This window comes from Hymenobacter crusticola, from assembly GCF_002154225.1.
Taxonomy (GTDB): domain Bacteria; phylum Bacteroidota; class Bacteroidia; order Cytophagales; family Hymenobacteraceae; genus Hymenobacter; species Hymenobacter crusticola.
Window position 1 is genome coordinate 171,526 of sequence record NZ_MTSE01000004.1, and the last position, 17,973, is coordinate 189,498.

The window sequence follows — 17,973 nt, forward strand, 5'->3', positions numbered from 1 at the left end:
GTACATGACTAATCCGCGCCAAGCGCCGGACTTTGCCGCCTCGGCTCCTAACTCCCATATTCCTCATCGAGGATGGGAGTGGGCAGCCGGGGCGGCATTGTTATTAGTAGTCTGTGGGGCACTGCTAATATACGCTCTCATTCCCTATGCCATCCTGCGTGACTGGTATTTACGTCGCACGCCTTATTTATACCGTTCAGCTAGTTGGGCTACTAACTTTTTTACGCCTACTGTAAAGGCGCACGGTACAGCATTGGCACTGGTGACACTCATTGGCCTAATCGTAACCAGCTACTGGTTGCTGCGATTGCGCCGCAATAATGCCGTTCCGGCTAAGCTGCCGCGCCTATTTGTGCGGGCCGATTGGCCTTGGCTGATTGGGGTAACGCTGCTAGGCACTGGCTTGTGGACCTGGGGCGCGCTGTATACTCCACCAACCCACGACGAAGTGTTTTCGGCCCTGTACTGCGCTGGCAATGAATCACTCTTCGTTACTTGGAGCTACTACATGCTCCCTAACAACCATGTGCTATTCAATCTACTGAATGGCAGTATGTTTGGATGGCTGCACCACCTGCCTTGGTTGGTGACTACGGGCAGGATTCTATCGGGGCTAGCTTACTTAGGTACATTGGCTGTTGTCTATTGGCTAATGGGGCGTTTTACTGGTCGGCGCTGGGCAGGCGCGGGGGCAGCAACACTGGCCAGTTTGCAGTATTCGTTGTGGGGCTTTGGGTTTCAGGCGCGAGGCTACGCCTTGTACGCACTACTGCACTGGATAGCACTAGCGGCGCTGTTGGGCTACTGGCGGCAACCCCGGCGGGCTTGGTTAATGCTCAATGCCGGAGCAATAGTAGCTGGCTATGCCACAGTGCCGACGTTCTTATTCTACCACGCGGCGCAACTAGCAGCAGCTGTGATAGTGCAAGTGCGGCTACGTCGCTACGACGGACGCTTCTGGTTGGCGCAGGGGGGAGCCCTGGTTCTCGCGGGGGGCTTTTACCTACCTGCTGTTGGCTTCTCAGGCTTAGCGGCAATCTCCGCAAACCCTTACGTGCGTCCTTTTCAAGGTAGCCTGGCAGAATTTATCACTCAAACGTGGCCTGACTTCAAAAGCTACGCTTCCTACTGCTTCGGCGAAATGGACTTAGGTCCTTGGCCGGCCTACGTGCTAGCGCTGGTACCACTTTCTTTACTAGCTCACCGCCGCTTCTGGCAGCTTGGCTTAGTGTACGCAGCCTGGTTGCTGGTGTTGGTGGGTGGTATTCTGGGGCTGCGACACATTATATTCCACCGCAACTTACTGGGTCTCTTTAGTGTGGCGTTGGTGCTGGCACCGTTCACCGTAGGAGTGTGGCTAGCGCGTTGGCGCTCTTGGGCAGGCTTGGGTGGAGTGCTATTGATCGTAGGTGGGCTAGGAGTAGGGTTGGTGCGTCATAATCCAGTAAGTGAGCCTACGGCACTCTACTTCTATGACTTAGAAGGAGGCTACGCAGCCGTGCAGCAGCGCCTGAGTGCCCTGCCCGATCGTTGGGCATCGGTCGCATTCTTAGAGGAAAGCTTTTACCCATACTGGATGTATGTGCGCGATGGAGGCGTAGCTCCTCATCCTGCGCAACGCCCCACACCAGCCGCCGATTACTTCATAACAGCGCCCAATGACCGATTGCCAGGTGGTTTTATTCAACAGTATGCCCCAGTAGATACCGTAAATGGGTACCGACTTTTTCGCAGGCGCACGCTTAACCAGTAAGACTTCTAGAACTTAGACCCTCATGACGTACCATTGTGAGGTTACTCCAGCGCCGTGCCTAACGAGAAAACCGCTGGGGTAAACTAGGAGAGGACACGCCCAAGTTTATCATCGAATCGGACGCCACCATTGTTGCGCCGCTGATTTTTGCGGTAGTGCTGGGGCAATAAGTAGCCTAGGTTATATAACGAAAAAGCCCGCCGCTGATTTTCAGCGGCGGGCTTTTTTGTCACTGCTTAAATTGGTAGGTGAGCTTTACGCCTGCACAAACCCCGTCGCTGTAGCGGCTCCCTGCCACTGCTGCATGTCGTGGTGTACCGTCTCAATTTTGCGTTCAGCCATTTGGTAGGCGTCTTCTCCTAGAAGCAGATGCACGGGTGGATTTTCACTCTCGCTCACCTGAATCAGAAGTTCAGCGGCTTTTTGGGGGTCGCCGGGCTGGTTGCCGTTGATTTGTTGCTCGTGTGCCGTTTGCGAGTCGCGCACAGATTGGTAGGCGTCGATAGGCGCTTGGGGCTTGCCCATGGAGCCAGCTGACAGAAAATCTGTGCGGAAGTAGCCGGGGTATACCACTGTGGCATGGACTCCAAACGGCTTCACTTCAGCGGCGTACGATTCGGTGAGGCCCGCCACGGCAAACTTGGTCGCGCAGTAAATACCCCAGCCGGGAAAATCGCCCATGAACCCACCAATGGAGGAGATGTTGAACACGTGCCCCGCGCCTTGCTGACGCAGGTGCGGTGTAGCATAGCGAATCACGTTCAGCATGCCGAACACGTTCACTTCAAAGTTGTTGCGCGCTTCCTGGTCAGAGAGTTCTTCTAGCGCACCAACTTGGCCGTAGCCAGCATTATTGACCACTACATCCAAGCCCCCTAGGGTGCTAATGGTAGTTTCTAGGGCTTGCCGCACGCTGTCCTCGCTGCTGAGGTCCATTTGCAGGGGCAAGAACTGATCGGTATTAAGCGGCACGGCGCGCTTCAGTTCCTCCACATTGCGAGAGGTGGCCGCTACTGCGTAACCGGCGGTTAGGAGTTGTTGAACGAGTGTCAGACCTAGGCCTTTCGAGGCGCCGGTCACGAACCATATTTTCTTGGTAGTCATCGTGGTAAGTAAGAGAGTCGCTTAGCGCTAGTTGGGCAAATAAATAGAGCATAGTATGGAAGGAAGAAGGTTAACAGATCGGGACGCAAGCAGACATTCCTGCTGAGCTTGCTATTCGTTCAACGACTGCCGAAACACAATATTTTATGCCTCGCTATTGCAATAGACGAATAACATCGGCTTTTGCTTGATGCCGCCACATGATTTTTTTGTTACCTGTGCCGATACCCTCGACCTCCAACTCCGATGCTCTCTTGACCTTTAGGCGTCGAAGCTGGTGGAAATGGTGAGGGGTTGCCAGGTTTGGAATTCTTGTTGTAGGGTGTCGAGTTTGCGCAAGGCGCGTTGGTAGGCGTCTTGACCGAGGAGTAAGTTGAGGGGCGGGTTTTCTTCGGCCGCCAGTTGTATAATGGCCCCGGCCGCTTTTTCCGGGTCGCCCGCTTGGTTACCGTTCAGTTGGAGGTATTTCTCGTGCGAAGCGCGCACGGCTTGGTACGTCTCGATGGGCTGCTGCGGCAAGCGTAGCGACTCGGCGGTGAGGAAGTTGGTGCGGAAGGCGCCCGGCTCCACAACAGTAACCTTGATGCCGAAGCTTTCCACGTCTTGGGCTAGTACTTCCGTAAAGCCGACCATGGCAGCCTTGGTGGCGGCGTAAATAGCCCACCCTGTTGCGCTTGAAATACCCGCAATCGAGGAAATGTTGATGATGTGCCCGGCGCCGGCTGCGCGCAGGTGCGGCATGACTTTCCGAATGACGTTCAACGCCCCGAACACATTCACGTCGAAGGCCTGGCGGGTTTCGGCGTCGGTTAGCTCCTCAATGCTGCCGCCGATGCCGTATCCGGCGTTGTTTACGACCACATCCAAGCGGCCGAAGGCGTTGATAGTCTGTTCGATGCTTTGCTGCACGCTGACTTCGTTACCTAGGTCAACTTGTAGTGGTAAGAAGGCGGGAGAGTTATTAGCAACAGCTTGCACGAGGCTAGCTAGGTTGCGGGAAGTGGCAGCTACTTGGTGGCCTTCGTGCAAAAGCCGTTTGACTAAGCTAAGACCTAGGCCTTGGGAAGCGCCCGTGATAAACCAGGTTTTGGGGTTGTTCATCGTTGCTCTGTTTGTACAGTGCAAAACTAGAGCCCATGGGAGCCTAGGTGCTTACCCGGTTCAAACAGATACTTGCAAAAATCAAACAGTGCGTACGGCGGAGGGGGTAGCGCCTGCTCGTTTCTTGAAGAAGTTGCTGAAATGGGCCGGTTCCTCAAAGCCCAGGGAGTAGCTGATTTCCGACACGTTCCAGGCGGTGTGTTTCAGCAGGGCATGCGCTTCTTGCACCAAGCGCTCCGCAATAAGTTGGGAGGTGGTTTTACCGGTCACTTCCTTTAGGGCCCGATTCAGGTGGTTGACGTGCACGGCGAGTTGGACGGCAAAGGCGTTGGCGTTGCGTAGCTTCACCTGCTGCCCCGGCAGCTCAATGGGAAATTGCCGCTCCAGCAGCTCCGTAAACAGCGAAGCAATGCGCGTAGCGGCGTTGCTGTCGTGGTAGAGCGTGGAGGCAGGTTGCAGCTTCATGGCCCCGTGCACGAGCTCAAACACGTAGGCGCGCAGCAAGTCGTACTTGAAAGAGTAATCCGAATCAATCTCGGCAAAGATCTTCTCGAACAGTTGCTTGGTGGTAGCTAGCTGCTCGTTATTCAGGAAGTAAACAGGCTGACCGCCAGGCTTGAAGACCGGTAGCTCCTGCGCCAATACCGTCATGTGGCGTTGCAGGAAAGCTTCGGTGAAGATGCAGAAATAGCCGGTTTGGTTGTCGTCGAGCGGCTCCCAATGGTAGGGCACCAAGGGGTTGGCAAACAGCAGCGCATTGCCGTTTATCTCCACGGTTTTGTCAGCGTAGTGGTACCGGTTGTGCCCCGTGACGAGCGTTATCTTGTAGAAGTCTTTGCGGCTGTAAGGCAGCGCGCACGCATTCGGCCCCACATAGTCATCTAGCCGAAACACATTGAAGTGGCCGATGTCCTGCTGAAGGTTTTCGGGCATCCAGTGAATCTTGTGCTTGTAGAAGTCTTCGAGGGTCTGGGTCTTCGGCATAAGTCGAAGTTACGTAAATCAAACGATACTGAAATAATAGTACCTTAGCTGTTGTACTAATTAGTCTGAAGCATTCCGTCTTGCTTATTGCTGATCCTACTTATGCCCGCAACCCTCATCCCCAAGAAAATCCTAGCTCGCCAGCACGAGATAACCGCTGATTTTACCCGTCTCGTGCATGCGCACGTGGATGATTTAGTGGCTGGCCGCGCCACGGAAGCCTTAGAAATCCGTGACTTTGCCAGCCAACTCTGCATCCATCCTACGCACTTGAGCAACACGCTGAAGCTCACCACGGGCGAAGCGGCCTGCGCCATCTACGAGCGTAAGCTGGTGGCCGTTTCCAAGGAATTGCTGCTCGACCCGCGCCTGACAATAGCCGAGGTAGCGGCACGGCTCACCTACGATCCGTCTAACTTCACCAAGTTCTTTAAGCATTTCGTGGGCAGCACGCCCAAGCAGTTTCGGGAAGAGACGTGGGCCGAGCAGCGGGCGGCCGCAGCAGAACTACTCACCATTAATTCTTAACTACTCACCAGAACCTAGGCTAGCGTATACGCCATCTTTGCAGTGTTAATCTTAACAAGCAAAACGATGAGCACAAATAAAATAGCCTTGGTAACTGGCGGTAGCCGTGGCCTTGGCAAAAACATGGCCTTGAACCTAGCGCAAAAAGGCATCAGCGTTATTCTGACCTACCACACGCAGCAAGGGGAGGCCGAAGGCGTCGTGGCCGAAATCAAGAACCTAGGTCAGCAAGCCGTAGCCCTGCAACTCGACGCTTCCGACATCAAAACGTTCGATGGGTTCTTTGAGCAGGTACAAACTGCCTTGCGCGATACTTTCAGCGCCGATAAATTCGACTTCCTCATCAATAACGCCGGCACTGGCCTGTACGCGGCCTTTGCCGATACCACTGAGGAACAGTTTGACCAGGCGCTGAACATCCATTTCAAAGGACCCTTCTTCCTGACCCAGAAAGCCTTGCCCCTGCTCAACGACGGCGGTGGCATCATCAACATCTCGTCGGGCCTGACGCGCATTGTCTATCCTGGCTCCTCCACCTACGCTAGCATAAAAACCGCCATGGAAACCCTGACGAAGTACCAGGCCAAGGAGCTAGCTAGCCGTCGCATTCGGGTAAATATTGTAGCGCCCGGTGCCATCGAAACCGACTTCGGTGGTGGCCGCACGCGCGACAACAAGGAAATTAACAGTCATATTGCCTCCCTCACGGCCATGGGACGCGTGGGTTTGCCCGATGATATTGGGCCGGTCGTCGCCTTCCTCTGCACCGATGAAGCCCGCTGGATTGACGCGCAGCGCCTCGAAGCCTCGGGTGGGCAGGCCATCTAAACAGTAAAACCCAAAAGCACGGGGCCGACGTTAATGCGTCGGCCCCGTGCTTTTTTCAGGAAAGCCTTATGCTACTTCTTCCAATGCGTGCTGTGGAATATGGAGTCGGTACAAGGTGCCGGAAGCATTGCACAGCTCCAAATGGCCGCCTACTTGTTCGCTAAGGGAGCTAATCAGACGCTTGCCGAACGAACCACTCGATTGCTGCCACTGGTATTGGCTTAGGCCCGGCCCATTATCCTGCACTTCTAGCAGCAGCCCACCGTCTTGCGCCTCCGCATCATGACCTAGGTAGATGTGCAAGGCGGGGTAAGCTACTGCCTGATAAGCATGTTTAAAGGCATTCGTCAGTAATTCATTCAAAATCAACCCCAACGGAAGGGCTAGGTCTACGTCCAACATGGGCTGCTCGACTCGAACTGTCAAATCGAATCCATCTTTCTCGTAGCCATAAGCGGTCAGTAGGCTCTCTGCCAAGTCGGTGATGTAGCGGCGCATGTCCACGGTCGTCACGTTATCAGTCTGGTAAAGACGCTGATGAATCAACGACATTGCCTCCACGCGCTGCTGCCCTTCGCGGACGGCCTTGGTGGCTGTTTCATCGGTCAACCTATTGGATTGCAACCGCAACAAGCTCGACACGATGGCTAGGTTATTCTTGACCCGGTGATGAAGTTCTTTCATGAGGGTCTTTTGCCGGACAGCCTGCTCGCGCATGTGGAGGTTGTTTTCCAGAACGGTCTTGTTGGTGGCTTTCAGCTGCGCATTGGTGCGCTGAATGGTGCGGTACTGCCAAAGCGTGAGGCCGAGCAGTAGGCTCACCCCAACGCCCCCAAGGGTAACCAGCAGAAGCTCCTGGGCTTTCTGCGCGTTGGCGCCATGCAACCGAGTAATTTCAGCCTCTTTCTTCTCGGCCGCGTATGCGGCCTCTAGCTTGGCTACCACTTGGGTCTTTTCGAGGCTTACCAAGGAATCTTCGCGTGTTTTCCACTCGGCTAGGTAGTCAAGCGCTTGCTTGAAGTTGCCGGCTTCTTTGTGCGCCACATAGGCTACTTCCAGGGAGTTGAAAAGCCGATGCGGATCGTGCAGCGTGCGCGCTAAGGCTAGCGACTGATTGGCGGCAGCTAGGGCTTGTTGGCGTTTGCCCTGCTTCAGGTAAGTGCAGCTCAAGTTGCGGTAAGCATGCTCAAGGCCGGTTGCATTGTGCTCCTGCTTGTACAACGCAACGGCTTGGTTGAGGTACCTTACTGCCTTCGGCAACTGCTGCCCGGCATCCATAAATAGCTGCGCGTAGTCGGCGTAGCAAATAGCTAGGGTGGTGGCAGAGAGGCCGTATTGGCGTTCGAGGGCCATGACGCGCAAGTAGCAAGCCGCCGCCGAATCAGGCTGTTGCAAATCGCGGTAGATGATGCCGGCGTTGATATAGGCTTTGCCTAGTTCCTTTAAGTAGGGTCCTTTGCGAGCGTGCAGCAGCGCTAGGTGGGCAAACCCGAGCGCCTTGCGCGAAAGAAGCGCTACGTGTTGCGCATCGGCAATCCGCTTGTAGGTGAGGGCCATGGTGTTGTAGGCAATCGACTGCCCCATGCTGCTATGCTGAGTCTCGAATAACGTCAGGGCTTTCTGGCTGCACGACAAGCTACCCGAAAAATCAGCTTTGTTGCGCAAGGCACACGCCCGTAGGTTGTAACCGAGGGCCTCGCCGTAGGCGTAGTGGATCTGGCGAGATACCCGAATGATTTCCCGGCTGCGTACCTCCGCCGAATCGTTGTTGCTGGATAATAGGCCTTGCGTGGTTTTGCACCACTGCTGTACTTGGCTGGTGTCGGGTGGGCTGGCGCCAATGGCATTTGGGGTAGCACCTAGGTTCTGCGGGTCGGCGTAAGCAAAAAGCAGAACAAGAAAGCGAAGAGCGCGAAGGAGATGGCGCATAAAAAGCCGGGCCGTATGCTGAACTTTTGAGAGTAGAGTAGGGGCAATAAGTTGTTCTGTTCGTTGGGGCAGAAAATGGAGAAGAAAGCCGGCAGCGTATCAGTGGAACTGAAAGTGCCGCAGAAAGGCGTCTTTGTATTGACGGCCGAGCGGAACTGCTTGTCCGGCTAGGGTCGTCTCGTTTTCGTTGAACGACTGGATATGCTGAATGTTAACAGCATACGAGCGGTGGGTTCGTACTAGCTGCGTGTAATTCAACCGTTCGAGCACCGTGCTCAGCGTCAGCCGAAGGGCATACTTGCGGGCCGGCGTCACGAGCGTTGTGTAGGTGTTATTGGCCTCCAGCAATAAAATATCCTTGACCGGGATGCGTACAAACTGATAGTTGTCTTTGATAAAGACGTACTCACCTAGCTGCAAAATCGTCTCACGGGAAAGCGCATCTTTGCTGATGCTCGGCGGCTCTGGGGCAGAGCTAGGTCCGGCTGGAGCTACCGCCTCCGGTGTAGCCTGACGGACGAAGGCCCGTAAGGCCACTTCGATGGCCGCCCGCAGGCCAGCCGTGGTGGCAGGTTTGGTGAGGTAGGCGGCGGGAGCCGTGCCCAAGGCCCGATCGAGCGTTTCTTTATCTGCCAGCGCCGTCAGGTAAATAACCGGAACCAAGCGAAGCGCGAGTAGTCGGGCCGCCGTTTCAATTCCATCCCATTCTCCCTTGATGTTGACATCGCACAAGAGCAGATCGACCTGGTTTTTCTGGAATAGCTCCAGTGCCCGGCGCCCGTTGCTGGCCGTGCCAACCACCACATAGCCCTCCGCTTCCAAGGTGTCGCACAAATCCATGGCTAGCACGGCTTCGTCTTCCACAATCAGGATATGAACCCGATGGTCAACCATACGATTTATAAGTAGATAGCTGCTTCAACATCCTAAAGTATACCATTTGAGGCACAACTACCAGCACGCAAGGTCAACTTTAGTTTGCGTGAAATTTCTCAAGGTTATTAGCGGCCACATACCAAATACGGGCGTCTACTTACCAAAAATAGTTCTTGAAGAACTTTGATTGGTGCTATTCGAGGCAGTGCCGCACTTTTACTCAGTAGCCCCGTGGCTACGGTACACACCCACTTGCCCGGCTTGGCTTTGCCAGCGAAGCCAAGCTCGGCAGGGTGATGCAAAAGCTACTCTAATCGGAGTGGTAGAAGGGCCTTTTCCTCACTAGCTATTATGAAGCACACGCTACTCGTACTTATGGGCCTAGTTGGTTCTCACGCTGCCGTCAGCCAAACCAGCCAGCCACTTGTCGTGCTGGGGGCGGCCGGCCAGCCTTTCCAAGCGCTTGGCGGGGCTAGCCTCGACTGGACGCTGGGCGAAGTTGCCATTGCTGCCTATGAGAACCCGAAAGAAGGCCAGGTGCTGCTGGAGGGCTTTCATCGCAGCGACCTGAACCCCCTGCTGAGCCCCAAAATGGGCCCCGCGCTGACCAAAACCGAAGCATTTCCTAACCCGTTTCGCTCTACCCTCACCCTAAATCTGCCCGTGAGTCCGGCGGCCACACTCGTCCAGCTTTTTGATGTGCAAGGTCGCTTGGTGCGCAGTTTCACGCTGGCGCCTGGCACGGCCTCCACCAACCTAGATCTTGCTGATTTGCCGCTGGCGAATTACGTACTGAGCCTCCGCAACACCGTCACGCAGGAGCGCTGGACCCAGCTAGTCCAAAAAAATAAATAGCCCTTCGTCCCATCTTCTTTCTGTCCTTACTATGAAAAAAATACTACTCGCGCTTGGGCTAATGCTCGGCACCTCTTGGGCGGCCATGGCGCAGGTGCCGCAGGCTATGAACTACCAGGGCATCGCCCGCGATGAAGCCGGCAAACTGCTGCAAAGCAAAGTTATTTCCTTGCGCATCAGCGTATTGGCCGGCGGAGCACAGGGCGCGGCGGTTTACACCGAAACGCATAAGGCTTTCACGAATGCCTATGGCTCTTTCTCGCTGCCCGTTGGGCGGGGGCAAGCGGTGAAAGGCGCTTTTACGGACATCAATTGGGGTAGCGGCAATCAGTACCTGCAAGTAGAAATGGATGCTGCTGGGGGTACTAACTACAAGCTGATGGGCGCCTCGGAGCTGCTGTCGGTGCCCTACGCTTTCTTTGCCGGCACGGCCGCGCGCCTCTCGGGCGAAACGTCGGCCAAGGGCGGGCCAACGATCGGGCTGCAAGGCGCCAACGGGGTTCCTTCTCAAAACTGGTCGTTGTTCGGTAACTCGAAATCCGACCCTACTACCGACAAGCTAGGCACTACGGATTTGGCTGACTTGGTGATTGTGACGAACGATCTGGAGCGCCTGCGTATCACCAGCGCCGGCGACGTAAACATCAAGACGAACCTAAATGTGGGCAATGACTTTCGCGTGGGTCGCGATGCTGCCATCGACCGCAACGCGCTTATCGGCAACGATTTGACGGTGAAGCAAAATGCGTATTTCAATACCGTAGGTGGCTCCACTACGAGCAACGGCCCTTTCACCGTAGCCCGGACCAGCGCCACCTCTTTGACGGGTACGCTCACGGTAGATCAGGCAACGACCCTGAAAAATACCCTCAGCGTTAACGGGGCCACCACGCTGGGCAGCACCCTAGGGGTAGCGGGCAATACCACCATCACGGGTAATACGGTCATCAACGGCACGACCAAGTTGCAGAACCTAGCCGAGGCCACCAACGTCAGCAGCGGGGCCTTGGTCGTGTCGGGCGGTACGGGCATCGGAGGGGCACTGTACGTGGGTAAATCTCTGAGTGTGTACGGTAATACGGCCTTGACCGGCAACTTAAGCGTAGCGGGCTCTTCGGAGTTCGTCGATATTGTTGCCAAAAACAACGGCACTATCGGTAACAACCTAACGGTCAAAAACGCGCTGACGGTCAATAAGAACCTCAACGTGACGGCACCGTCTGATGCTTCTGTAGCGCCCCTGAGCGTGCAGGTTGGCGACGGTTCTGCCAGCAAGTTTTCGGTAGGAACGAACGGCCGCGTGACGGTAAAAAGTACCGTGGATGGCGCCGACAACGACTCGAACAATTACCCAGTTTACGTAGATGCTGCCCGCAACGGCATGGCCATCAAAGTGAACAGTAGCGGCCAAAGCACTAACAGCGATAAGAACTTCATTGGCTTCTTCGATAATGGAGGGCTGCGCGGGGCCGTGGAAGGCCAGAACTCTGCCGATTATGCCTCTGATCCGGAGTTCATTGCGGAGCTGGTTTATCAGGGTGTGAAAGTGGCCTCACTCGGCGTAGCCATTGCCGCCACGCCGTTTGAGGTGGCAGATATTGTCTGGATTACGGCAGATATTGCCTATTACGCGGCTGTGCAAGGTATTCGCGGCGCCAACATTGGCGTGAGTTACTCTTCGGGCTCCGGTGACTACGCCGAGTGGCTGACCCGCCTAGACCCGAAGGAGGAAATAAACGCTGGCGACATTGTAGGGGTGCAAGGTGGCAAAATCACGAAAGACACGCGCAACGCCCAGCAACTGCTCGCCGTCTCGACCGCCCCGATTGTGCTAGGGAATATGCCCAAGCCGGGCCAAGAGCACCTGAGCGAGAAAGTAGCCTTTATGGGGCAGATTCCGGTGAAGGTGCGGGGTGCCGTGCGCGATGGGGATTATATTATTCCTTCTGGCCTCTACGACGGCGTGGGTATTGCCGTAGCACCTAGCTCTATGACGGCCGATGAATACGCCAAAGTAATCGGGCGGGCTTGGGCCAGCGCCGATGGCGCCGAAGAAAAGCTCGTGAACGTGGTGGTGGGTTTGAATGCCGGCGACGTAGCCAAACTATTGCAGCAAGAAGTGCGCGAGCGGGATAACCTAAAGGCCATGTTGTCGCAAAACCGCGCCCTGCAAGAGAAAAACAGCCAAGAACTAACGCAGCTCCGCAAAGAAGTAGGACATCTGCAAGGATTGGCCAGTAAGCTCTCCGAATTGCAGCAGGCTACCGCTAAACAGCCCACTAAGCGCCGCGCCACCAAGCTAGCTCGCACCAAAGCCCCAGCCGGCGCCGTTACGCTGGTGCGCTAGTAAGCAACTCACGTTCAGTCAACTACTAACTTCATTTTTTCTCGGTATAGCATGTTCCGGATCGTAAACGTTACGTGGTTAGCGCGCTTTATAGGAGCTTGTCTGTTGCTAAGCTTCCTCAGCACCCATGAGGCGAGTGCCCAAGGCGGACCAAAAAAGCCTAAGAACGACCGCAAGACGGCATTGAACGGCAAGAAAAATAAGGTCAAGGCCGCTAAGATTAAGAGCGAGGCCGTGACGGTATATGATGCCCCGAATGGTATAGTATCCGAAACAGGGGTGAAGCAAGTGGAACGATCCTACGACCCCGAAGGCAACTTGCTGGAGGAAACCAAGTTCAAGCGGGATGGCAGCGTAGATCGGAAGCTGAAGAACCAGTACAACGCCAAAGGCAACATCGAGAAGACGGATGCCTCGCAAGGCAATGGTGGGGGCATAGACCATAAGAACCCCGCTCAAATCAGCTACAGCTACGATGAGCAAGATAATTTGGTCGAATCGACTAGTCTTAACGAGGACGGCTCGCTGCTGGTGAAAACCAAGAATAACTACGACGCCAATGGCAAGCTGACCGAAATGCTAACCCAGAACAACGAGACTGATCCGAAGCGCAAGCTCTATATCAAGCTAGAAATGTCTTATAACGAAGCCGGTGATGTGGTGAAGGCCGTTTCCCGGCAGGCCGATGGCTCCATTTTATCCGCCATCGACTACGTGTACGACAGCAACGGAAACATCATTGAACAGGTGAACCAGGTGCAAAACAAGAAGTTGCGCTTGCTTAATGCCTACGATGCCAAAGGCAACATGACGGAGACAACCCAGCTCAACGAGAACGGGGAGGTAAAGTCCAAAACCACGAATACCTACGATGACAATGGTAACAACACCGGCGTAGAAGTAGATTACCCAGCTGCTAATGTGAAGGTGAAAGCCGTCAACACGTTCGACGCAAAAGGCAATTTAACGGAGCAGCGGACTTACAACAAGCTAGGTGCTTTGGTTAGCAAATCTAAATACGAGTATCAATATTATGAATAGCCTGTGTTACTACTGAAGTGATAAGATAAGCTAGATAGATAATGCGATAACTATTTGTGAAACAGCCTTCTGTGTTAAGCGGGAGGCTGTTTCTTTTGCTTTTTGTTCAGCTACGCAAACACAGACTAGTAACCAACCGCTATTAGCGGTTCACAACCATCTTTGTCTTCTTATAATCTTCTAGATTCTGGCGGAGTGCCTCTAATACGCTACCGTACTGAGGCTGCGTATCCAAGCAGGTCTCTAGCTTTTGCAAATGCAAATCGATAAGATGACAAAACTCGTCGGGAGATAAGCGGGATTTGGTTACTGACTTTTGCACGTTACGTAGATGTGTTGCCGGTTAGAACTCAGAGTAAGTGTTGTGCTTGGTAGTAATACGAGCGGGAATACTAATAGTTATAGTTGAGTATTAGTATTATTTTATATAGTAAGCAATAATGTTGCGCTGATTCATAAAATACAAGTAAGCGCTAAATAAAGCTGGATAAAGATAATCGCATACTCTTAAAGTGCAAGAGCTGCGCCGTTTCTAGGAACGACGCAGCTCTTGAAATATTATAACCGGAACAAGGGGCGGGCCGGATTCCAAATGCCCCACGGAATCATGAGTAGTACTAGGACTAGGGCGATGGTAAACCAGACGAAAGCAAGTTTGTGCTTGCGTACAGGGTCTGTCGCCTTCTTAGAGAGCGTGCGGCCGACCTGGGCAAAGATGACGGCCAAAATCATGGCGGTGATGTGCTCTACACCCCAGAACCGTGTCACGGGGTTTTTCATGGCAGCGCCCCCCATGGCTTGCATCGTATGCAAGCCTAACGGACTCAGACCTAGGTATAAAATTAGCCCGAGTAGCAGCTGCAAGTGCATAGAGCCCACGAAAGCCGCCCCCATACCGTTGTCGGCGCCTAGGTAGGCCCGCCGGCCCTGCCAGCCGCCCAAGGCTCGAAACACGGCAATCAGGCCAAAAACGATAACCAGCCAGCGAGACCAGGAGTGCAAGGCGAGTACGATACTGTACATAAAAGAAGAAGGATTGGTTTGTGAGGGACCAAAGGTCGGGCACGGGCGCGAGAAAATCACCGCGCTCCGCTCAGGAGCTAGGGCGCAACGCCTTCACCGGTCAGGGTAAAGCATTCTTCGCGCACAAACTGGGTGCCCTCCTGGCGTAGAATGGTGATGTTGTTGATGACGATCTTTAGGTTGTAAGTTTCTCGGTTAAGAAACTGTAGTACAGGGCCCAGCAGATCGGGGGTTGTATCGTGGAGGGCCAGGGAAATATGCGGCAGCCAGCACTCTGGGTTGCTAAACTTATCGGTGCGGAGGCAGAGCGGGGCGGTAGCCGTCAGGATGCGGTGGTGGAGCTGGTTGAGTGCATCGGAGCGCAGCACCGGGATATAGATAACGGGATTAGGGCCCGGAAATACCCCTAGGCCCGTCGTGTGCACCGGAAAGGGCTTGGTGGTTGCGGCAATATCGTGCAACACATCTTTCAGGGCTTGTAGTTTGCTGACCCCGGCTAGCTGGTAGGTGATGTGCGGATCGGGGGTGGCTTGCACGTCGTCGAGACCAAAGTCAGTTTCCAGCCGTTTGATAATCTTGTTGATACGTCGGGCGTGCGGAGGGCTGAGCAGCGAAGTTATAGCGAGCATAGAGTGGTGTACTCTGAAAGACTAGTTGTTGTTGACTTGGCGCTGAACTTCGCGCGTAAACTGCTCGCTCTGACCCCGCGGAATGCTGAGCGTTTGCCACGCCCGGCCGCGTAAGTGTTTGGCAAGCTGTACTAATTGCCCCGTATGATACGCGTAGTGTGCTACTTGCCGTTGCAAGGCTGCCAAAGCCGTGTGGGCCTCGCCGCGGATTGTGACCGTGCGAAGTAAATCGTCGGGCTGAAGCGTATCAAACAAGGTGAGTAAAATGGCCCAGGCGGCCTCCCACTGCTGCTGCAGTTCCGGCACCACCGTTGGCGCAACTGGCTCCTCAAATTCCTGGTCGCGCCGACGATCGGGCTTTTCCCCGTCGCTGGTTAGAAAATCGGTGAAGCGGGAGCGAAGATTTCCCACCATGTGCTGCACAATCACGGCAGCACTATTAGCCCCCGGCGCCGGACAAAACAGCCACTCGGCGGGCGTGAGCTGGGCCAAAGCACGGTCGCAGAGACTCTTATAACTCGTGAAACTGTGGCGAAATGAGGCGAGCAGCGCCTGCGCTAGCGGATCGGAATCGGACATAGGAGCAGCAAGGTAGAGCTAGGTTATTCCGGATGAGGTGGTAAACATGGAAAGAAATAGCGAAAGTTTGGCCAGGGCGACCTTCGCTAGCTAGCATGGGGCGACGAACCTGGCCGGAGCTATGCAAAAGAAGCCATCCTGCTAAATTACAAACCCGAATAGCTAGCTTTATCGTTTAGGGAGTTTGTCTCTTACCAAAGTATAGTTCATCTTGTCTACGCTGCCAGTCACTCCCTCTGCCGCAAACGCAATGACTGTCCGCTCACGTAGCCACGGGCTGAAGTGGTTGCTAGTTGGCTTGCTCATCCTGGGCGGTTTGCTCACAGCTGCCTCGCTGTTGCTCGATCCGTGGTTGCGCCGAAAGCTGGAAGAACAAGTCACGGAACGCTCGGCGGGGCGTTATCAACTGCACGTAGCGGAACTACACACGAGCTGGTGGCGGCGCTCAGTACGCCTGCGCGGCGTGCGCTTAGAGCCCGGTTCGGCAGCTCGGTTTCGAGGAGCCGGGGCGCAATGGCCGCGAGCTACGCTTGAGCTCAAAGAACTGTTCATTACGGGCATCGGGGTGGGGGCGCTGCTCCGGCACGGGGTATTGCCCGTAGAACGCTTGCTGCTAGATGCCCCTCGCGTACACGTGCTGGCCTTGCCGGGCGCTGCATCCTCAAAAAATAACAAGCCCTTGTATGAGCAGCTGCCTTTTCAGCTAGCTGGCATACGGGTGCGCTCGTTGGAAGTGCGTGGCCTGGAAGCTAGGTATGGTCCGGGGCGGCAGCCGCTTGCCTTGTTACGCCGCGGCGACGTTCACGCCCGAGACATTCTGCTCAGTGCTGCTGGGGCAGCTGATACGCAGCGCATTGGGTACGCGGCAAGCCTAGAAGTTCGGGCGGCTGGTGTGGTCGCTGCCGTGCAAGCGCACCGGTTGGCCCTCGCCGCCGTGCGGTTTTCTTCCGAGGCTCACCGGCTTACCCTGGATTCGTTGCGGGTAGTACCGGCACGTACCGGCGGGGCAAAGGGAGCGATGCAGGTGGCGCTCGTGCTACCCCACCTAGCCCTAACGGGGCTGCAAACGGCTGATTTGCAACGCCGGCAGTTCCGCGCCGACTCCTTGCTGTTTGAGCGGCCCCGTATCACGTTTAAGCCGCCGGCCGTGCCACCGCCCGCCCTGCATAAGCTGCTAGCGCCTTACTTCGACCAGGTGCAACTCGCCCATGCGGTGATAAACCACGGCCAGGGGCGCATAACGGGCAACCGGCGCAGTCCGCAAGTGTACGACGTAGTACTGAGCGGGCGTAACCTGCGGATTGACGCCGTGGGCGCACGCGATGTCAGCCGCGTTTACTACGGCCAAGCGTGGGCCGGACAAACGGGGGCGGGCGCCGTGCTGCTGGACGCGCCTAACTACCGGCTGGCGTATCAGCGCATGCGCCTAGCCACCGAGCCTGGCCTGTTGCAGCTAGAGGAAGTAACGCTAGTGCCAACTCTTTCCCCGGCCGCCCTGAACCGGCGGAAACACCACCAGTCTCCGCACCTCACGGTGCGGCTGCCGTACCTGCGCCTGCTCGGGTTTAATTACGCCGCCCTAGCCAATCGGAAAACGCTGGCGGTGCAGCAGGTAGAAGCTAGGCACCCGCGCATCAAGGTGGCGGGCGACGGACGGTTTGCGCTCAACCCGGAAAAGTCGGTGGCCACGCCGGATGCCATCGGTAGGCTGCCTTTTCGGGTCGACATACGCCAGTTGCGCGTTACGGACTGCAACATGTATTTCACCTACTTGTCGCCACAAAGTGAGCGCGCGGGCTCCATGAGTCTGAACCGTTTGCAAGGCACCATCACCAACATCACCAACGACCCGCGCCGCATGACGAACACGCACCCCGTTGTGGCGCGTGTATCGGGGTGGATACAGAACCAGTGCCACGTGCGGGCCACGTTCTGGCTGCCCCTGCTCGACCCGCAAGGACGGCACCGGGTGGAAGGAATGTTTGGCGCGGCGCCCATCACCATGCTCAACTCCATCACGCAGCCTTGCCGCCTAGTAGGGTTCAAGAGCGGGCAAATAAAGCACGTGTTCGTACAGATGCGGGCCGACCGGCGCCACATCGAAGGCATTATGCGGGCGCAATACGCTGACTTGCAGCTTACCTTCCTGGCGAAAGACGGCGGCGCCGACCACAAAAACCTGCTTTCAAGAGTGAAGTCGAAATTGGTGAACGTAGTAGTAATTCGCGATGAGAACCCGCGCCGCCGCGGCACGCTCAAGCCTGGTTACATTCAGAGCCGCCGCGACCTGCGTTTATCGGTGTTTTCGTTGTGGCGCCAAGGCTTGGTGAGTGGCATGCTCAACAGCATCGGGGTGCCCCAAAAAATGGCGCAAACGTTTAGCGAGGCAGAGTAAA

General features: G+C 55.5%; 15 protein-coding genes and 1 pseudogene. 8 read left to right on the forward strand and 8 right to left on the reverse strand.

Annotated elements, in window-relative coordinates:
• The first annotated feature begins 4 nt into the window (after positions 1-4).
• On the forward strand, positions 5-1,753 hold the full coding sequence (locus tag BXP70_RS09985) for a hypothetical protein (protein ID WP_143436442.1): 1,749 nt from the start codon (positions 5-7) through the stop codon (positions 1,751-1,753).
• A gap of 42 nt (positions 1,754-1,795) precedes the next feature.
• Positions 1,796-1,923 (forward strand): annotated as a pseudogene (locus BXP70_RS31030) (deoxyhypusine synthase family protein); the annotation flags it as partial.
• Between the two features lie 85 nt (positions 1,924-2,008).
• Here the strand turns inward: BXP70_RS31030 and BXP70_RS09990 are convergent.
• The 3 genes from BXP70_RS09990 to BXP70_RS10000 all read right to left on the reverse strand — a co-directional run bounded on the left by BXP70_RS09990 (position 2,009) and on the right by BXP70_RS10000 (position 4,942).
• Positions 2,009-2,857, reverse strand: coding sequence for an SDR family NAD(P)-dependent oxidoreductase (locus BXP70_RS09990; RefSeq protein WP_086593925.1), 849 nt, complete (start codon positions 2,855-2,857; stop codon positions 2,009-2,011).
• 261 nt (positions 2,858-3,118) lie between these two features.
• Positions 3,119-3,958, reverse strand: coding sequence for an SDR family NAD(P)-dependent oxidoreductase (locus BXP70_RS09995; protein WP_086593926.1), 840 nt, complete (start codon positions 3,956-3,958; stop codon positions 3,119-3,121).
• 81 nt (positions 3,959-4,039) lie between these two features.
• Complete coding sequence (locus tag BXP70_RS10000) at positions 4,040-4,942, reverse strand: helix-turn-helix domain-containing protein (RefSeq protein ID WP_086593927.1); 903 nt, start codon at positions 4,940-4,942, stop codon at positions 4,040-4,042.
• Between the two features lie 102 nt (positions 4,943-5,044).
• On the opposite strand from BXP70_RS10000, the gene BXP70_RS10005 reads away from it, so the two are divergent.
• Positions 5,045-5,470 carry a helix-turn-helix domain-containing protein gene (locus tag BXP70_RS10005; protein WP_086593928.1) on the forward strand — a complete coding sequence of 142 codons (426 nt, stop codon included), beginning with the start codon at positions 5,045-5,047 and terminating at the stop codon, positions 5,468-5,470.
• A gap of 66 nt (positions 5,471-5,536) precedes the next feature.
• Positions 5,537-6,298, forward strand: coding sequence for an SDR family oxidoreductase (locus tag BXP70_RS10010; protein ID WP_086593929.1), 762 nt, complete (start codon positions 5,537-5,539; stop codon positions 6,296-6,298).
• Between the two features lie 66 nt (positions 6,299-6,364).
• Here the strand turns inward: BXP70_RS10010 and BXP70_RS10015 are convergent, their stop codons facing one another.
• Both BXP70_RS10015 and BXP70_RS10020 read right to left on the reverse strand, forming a co-directional pair.
• Positions 6,365-8,227, reverse strand: a complete 1,863-nt coding sequence (locus BXP70_RS10015) for a histidine kinase dimerization/phosphoacceptor domain -containing protein (protein ID WP_086593930.1) — start codon at positions 8,225-8,227, stop codon at positions 6,365-6,367.
• 99 nt (positions 8,228-8,326) lie between these two features.
• Complete coding sequence (locus BXP70_RS10020; RefSeq protein WP_086593931.1) at positions 8,327-9,121, reverse strand: response regulator; 795 nt, start codon at positions 9,119-9,121, stop codon at positions 8,327-8,329.
• A 333-nt stretch (positions 9,122-9,454) separates the two neighbouring features.
• Between BXP70_RS10020 and BXP70_RS10025 the strand changes: the two genes are divergently transcribed.
• From BXP70_RS10025 to BXP70_RS10035, 3 genes are read left to right on the forward strand one after another with little or no spacing between them, the layout of a single operon-like run.
• A complete protein-coding gene (locus BXP70_RS10025) occupies positions 9,455-9,958 on the forward strand; it encodes a T9SS type A sorting domain-containing protein (RefSeq protein ID WP_086593932.1) in 504 nt (167 codons plus the stop codon).
• A 31-nt stretch (positions 9,959-9,989) separates the two neighbouring features.
• The gene (locus BXP70_RS10030; RefSeq protein ID WP_086593933.1) at positions 9,990-12,305 is read left to right on the forward strand and encodes a hypothetical protein; all 2,316 of its coding nucleotides are present in this window, start codon (positions 9,990-9,992) and stop codon (positions 12,303-12,305) included.
• Between the two features lie 51 nt (positions 12,306-12,356).
• The gene (locus BXP70_RS10035) at positions 12,357-13,346 is read left to right on the forward strand and encodes an RHS repeat domain-containing protein (RefSeq protein ID WP_086593934.1); all 990 of its coding nucleotides are present in this window, start codon (positions 12,357-12,359) and stop codon (positions 13,344-13,346) included.
• Between the two features lie 558 nt (positions 13,347-13,904).
• Here the strand turns inward: BXP70_RS10035 and BXP70_RS10040 are convergent.
• From BXP70_RS10040 to BXP70_RS10050, 3 genes are all read right to left on the reverse strand, one after another.
• Entirely contained in the window at positions 13,905-14,369 is a 465-nt protein-coding gene (locus BXP70_RS10040) for a hypothetical protein (RefSeq protein WP_086593935.1), read from the reverse strand.
• A gap of 77 nt (positions 14,370-14,446) precedes the next feature.
• Positions 14,447-14,998 (reverse strand): 2'-5' RNA ligase family protein, encoded by a 552-nt coding sequence (locus BXP70_RS10045; protein WP_086593936.1) that lies wholly within the window; start codon positions 14,996-14,998, stop codon positions 14,447-14,449.
• A gap of 21 nt (positions 14,999-15,019) precedes the next feature.
• Positions 15,020-15,577: a DUF1572 family protein gene (locus BXP70_RS10050; protein WP_086593937.1), complete on the reverse strand. Its 558-nt coding sequence runs from the start codon at positions 15,575-15,577 to the stop codon at positions 15,020-15,022.
• Between the two features lie 250 nt (positions 15,578-15,827).
• Here BXP70_RS10050 and BXP70_RS10055 point away from each other — a divergent pair, with 250 nt between their 5' ends.
• A complete protein-coding gene (locus BXP70_RS10055) occupies positions 15,828-17,972 on the forward strand; it encodes a hypothetical protein (protein WP_086593938.1) in 2,145 nt (714 codons plus the stop codon).
• Position 17,973: the final 1 nt, after the last annotated feature.

What these genes read in the sequence shown, in the direction of transcription:
- BXP70_RS09985 (WP_143436442.1), top strand. Translation starts at nt 5, where the DNA reads ATGACTAATCCGCGCCAAGCGCCGGACTTTGCCGCCTCGGCTCCTAAC.
- BXP70_RS09990 (WP_086593925.1), bottom strand. Translation starts at nt 2,857, where the DNA reads ATGACTACCAAGAAAATATGGTTCGTGACCGGCGCCTCGAAAGGCCTA.
- BXP70_RS09995 (WP_086593926.1), bottom strand. Translation starts at nt 3,958, where the DNA reads ATGAACAACCCCAAAACCTGGTTTATCACGGGCGCTTCCCAAGGCCTA.
- BXP70_RS10000 (WP_086593927.1), bottom strand. Translation starts at nt 4,942, where the DNA reads ATGCCGAAGACCCAGACCCTCGAAGACTTCTACAAGCACAAGATTCAC.
- BXP70_RS10005 (WP_086593928.1), top strand. Translation starts at nt 5,045, where the DNA reads ATGCCCGCAACCCTCATCCCCAAGAAAATCCTAGCTCGCCAGCACGAG.
- BXP70_RS10010 (WP_086593929.1), top strand. Translation starts at nt 5,537, where the DNA reads ATGAGCACAAATAAAATAGCCTTGGTAACTGGCGGTAGCCGTGGCCTT.
- BXP70_RS10015 (WP_086593930.1), bottom strand. Translation starts at nt 8,227, where the DNA reads ATGCGCCATCTCCTTCGCGCTCTTCGCTTTCTTGTTCTGCTTTTTGCT.
- BXP70_RS10020 (WP_086593931.1), bottom strand. Translation starts at nt 9,121, where the DNA reads ATGGTTGACCATCGGGTTCATATCCTGATTGTGGAAGACGAAGCCGTG.
- BXP70_RS10025 (WP_086593932.1), top strand. Translation starts at nt 9,455, where the DNA reads ATGAAGCACACGCTACTCGTACTTATGGGCCTAGTTGGTTCTCACGCT.
- BXP70_RS10030 (WP_086593933.1), top strand. Translation starts at nt 9,990, where the DNA reads ATGAAAAAAATACTACTCGCGCTTGGGCTAATGCTCGGCACCTCTTGG.
- BXP70_RS10035 (WP_086593934.1), top strand. Translation starts at nt 12,357, where the DNA reads ATGTTCCGGATCGTAAACGTTACGTGGTTAGCGCGCTTTATAGGAGCT.
- BXP70_RS10040 (WP_086593935.1), bottom strand. Translation starts at nt 14,369, where the DNA reads ATGTACAGTATCGTACTCGCCTTGCACTCCTGGTCTCGCTGGCTGGTT.
- BXP70_RS10045 (WP_086593936.1), bottom strand. Translation starts at nt 14,998, where the DNA reads ATGCTCGCTATAACTTCGCTGCTCAGCCCTCCGCACGCCCGACGTATC.
- BXP70_RS10050 (WP_086593937.1), bottom strand. Translation starts at nt 15,577, where the DNA reads ATGTCCGATTCCGATCCGCTAGCGCAGGCGCTGCTCGCCTCATTTCGC.
- BXP70_RS10055 (WP_086593938.1), top strand. Translation starts at nt 15,828, where the DNA reads ATGACTGTCCGCTCACGTAGCCACGGGCTGAAGTGGTTGCTAGTTGGC.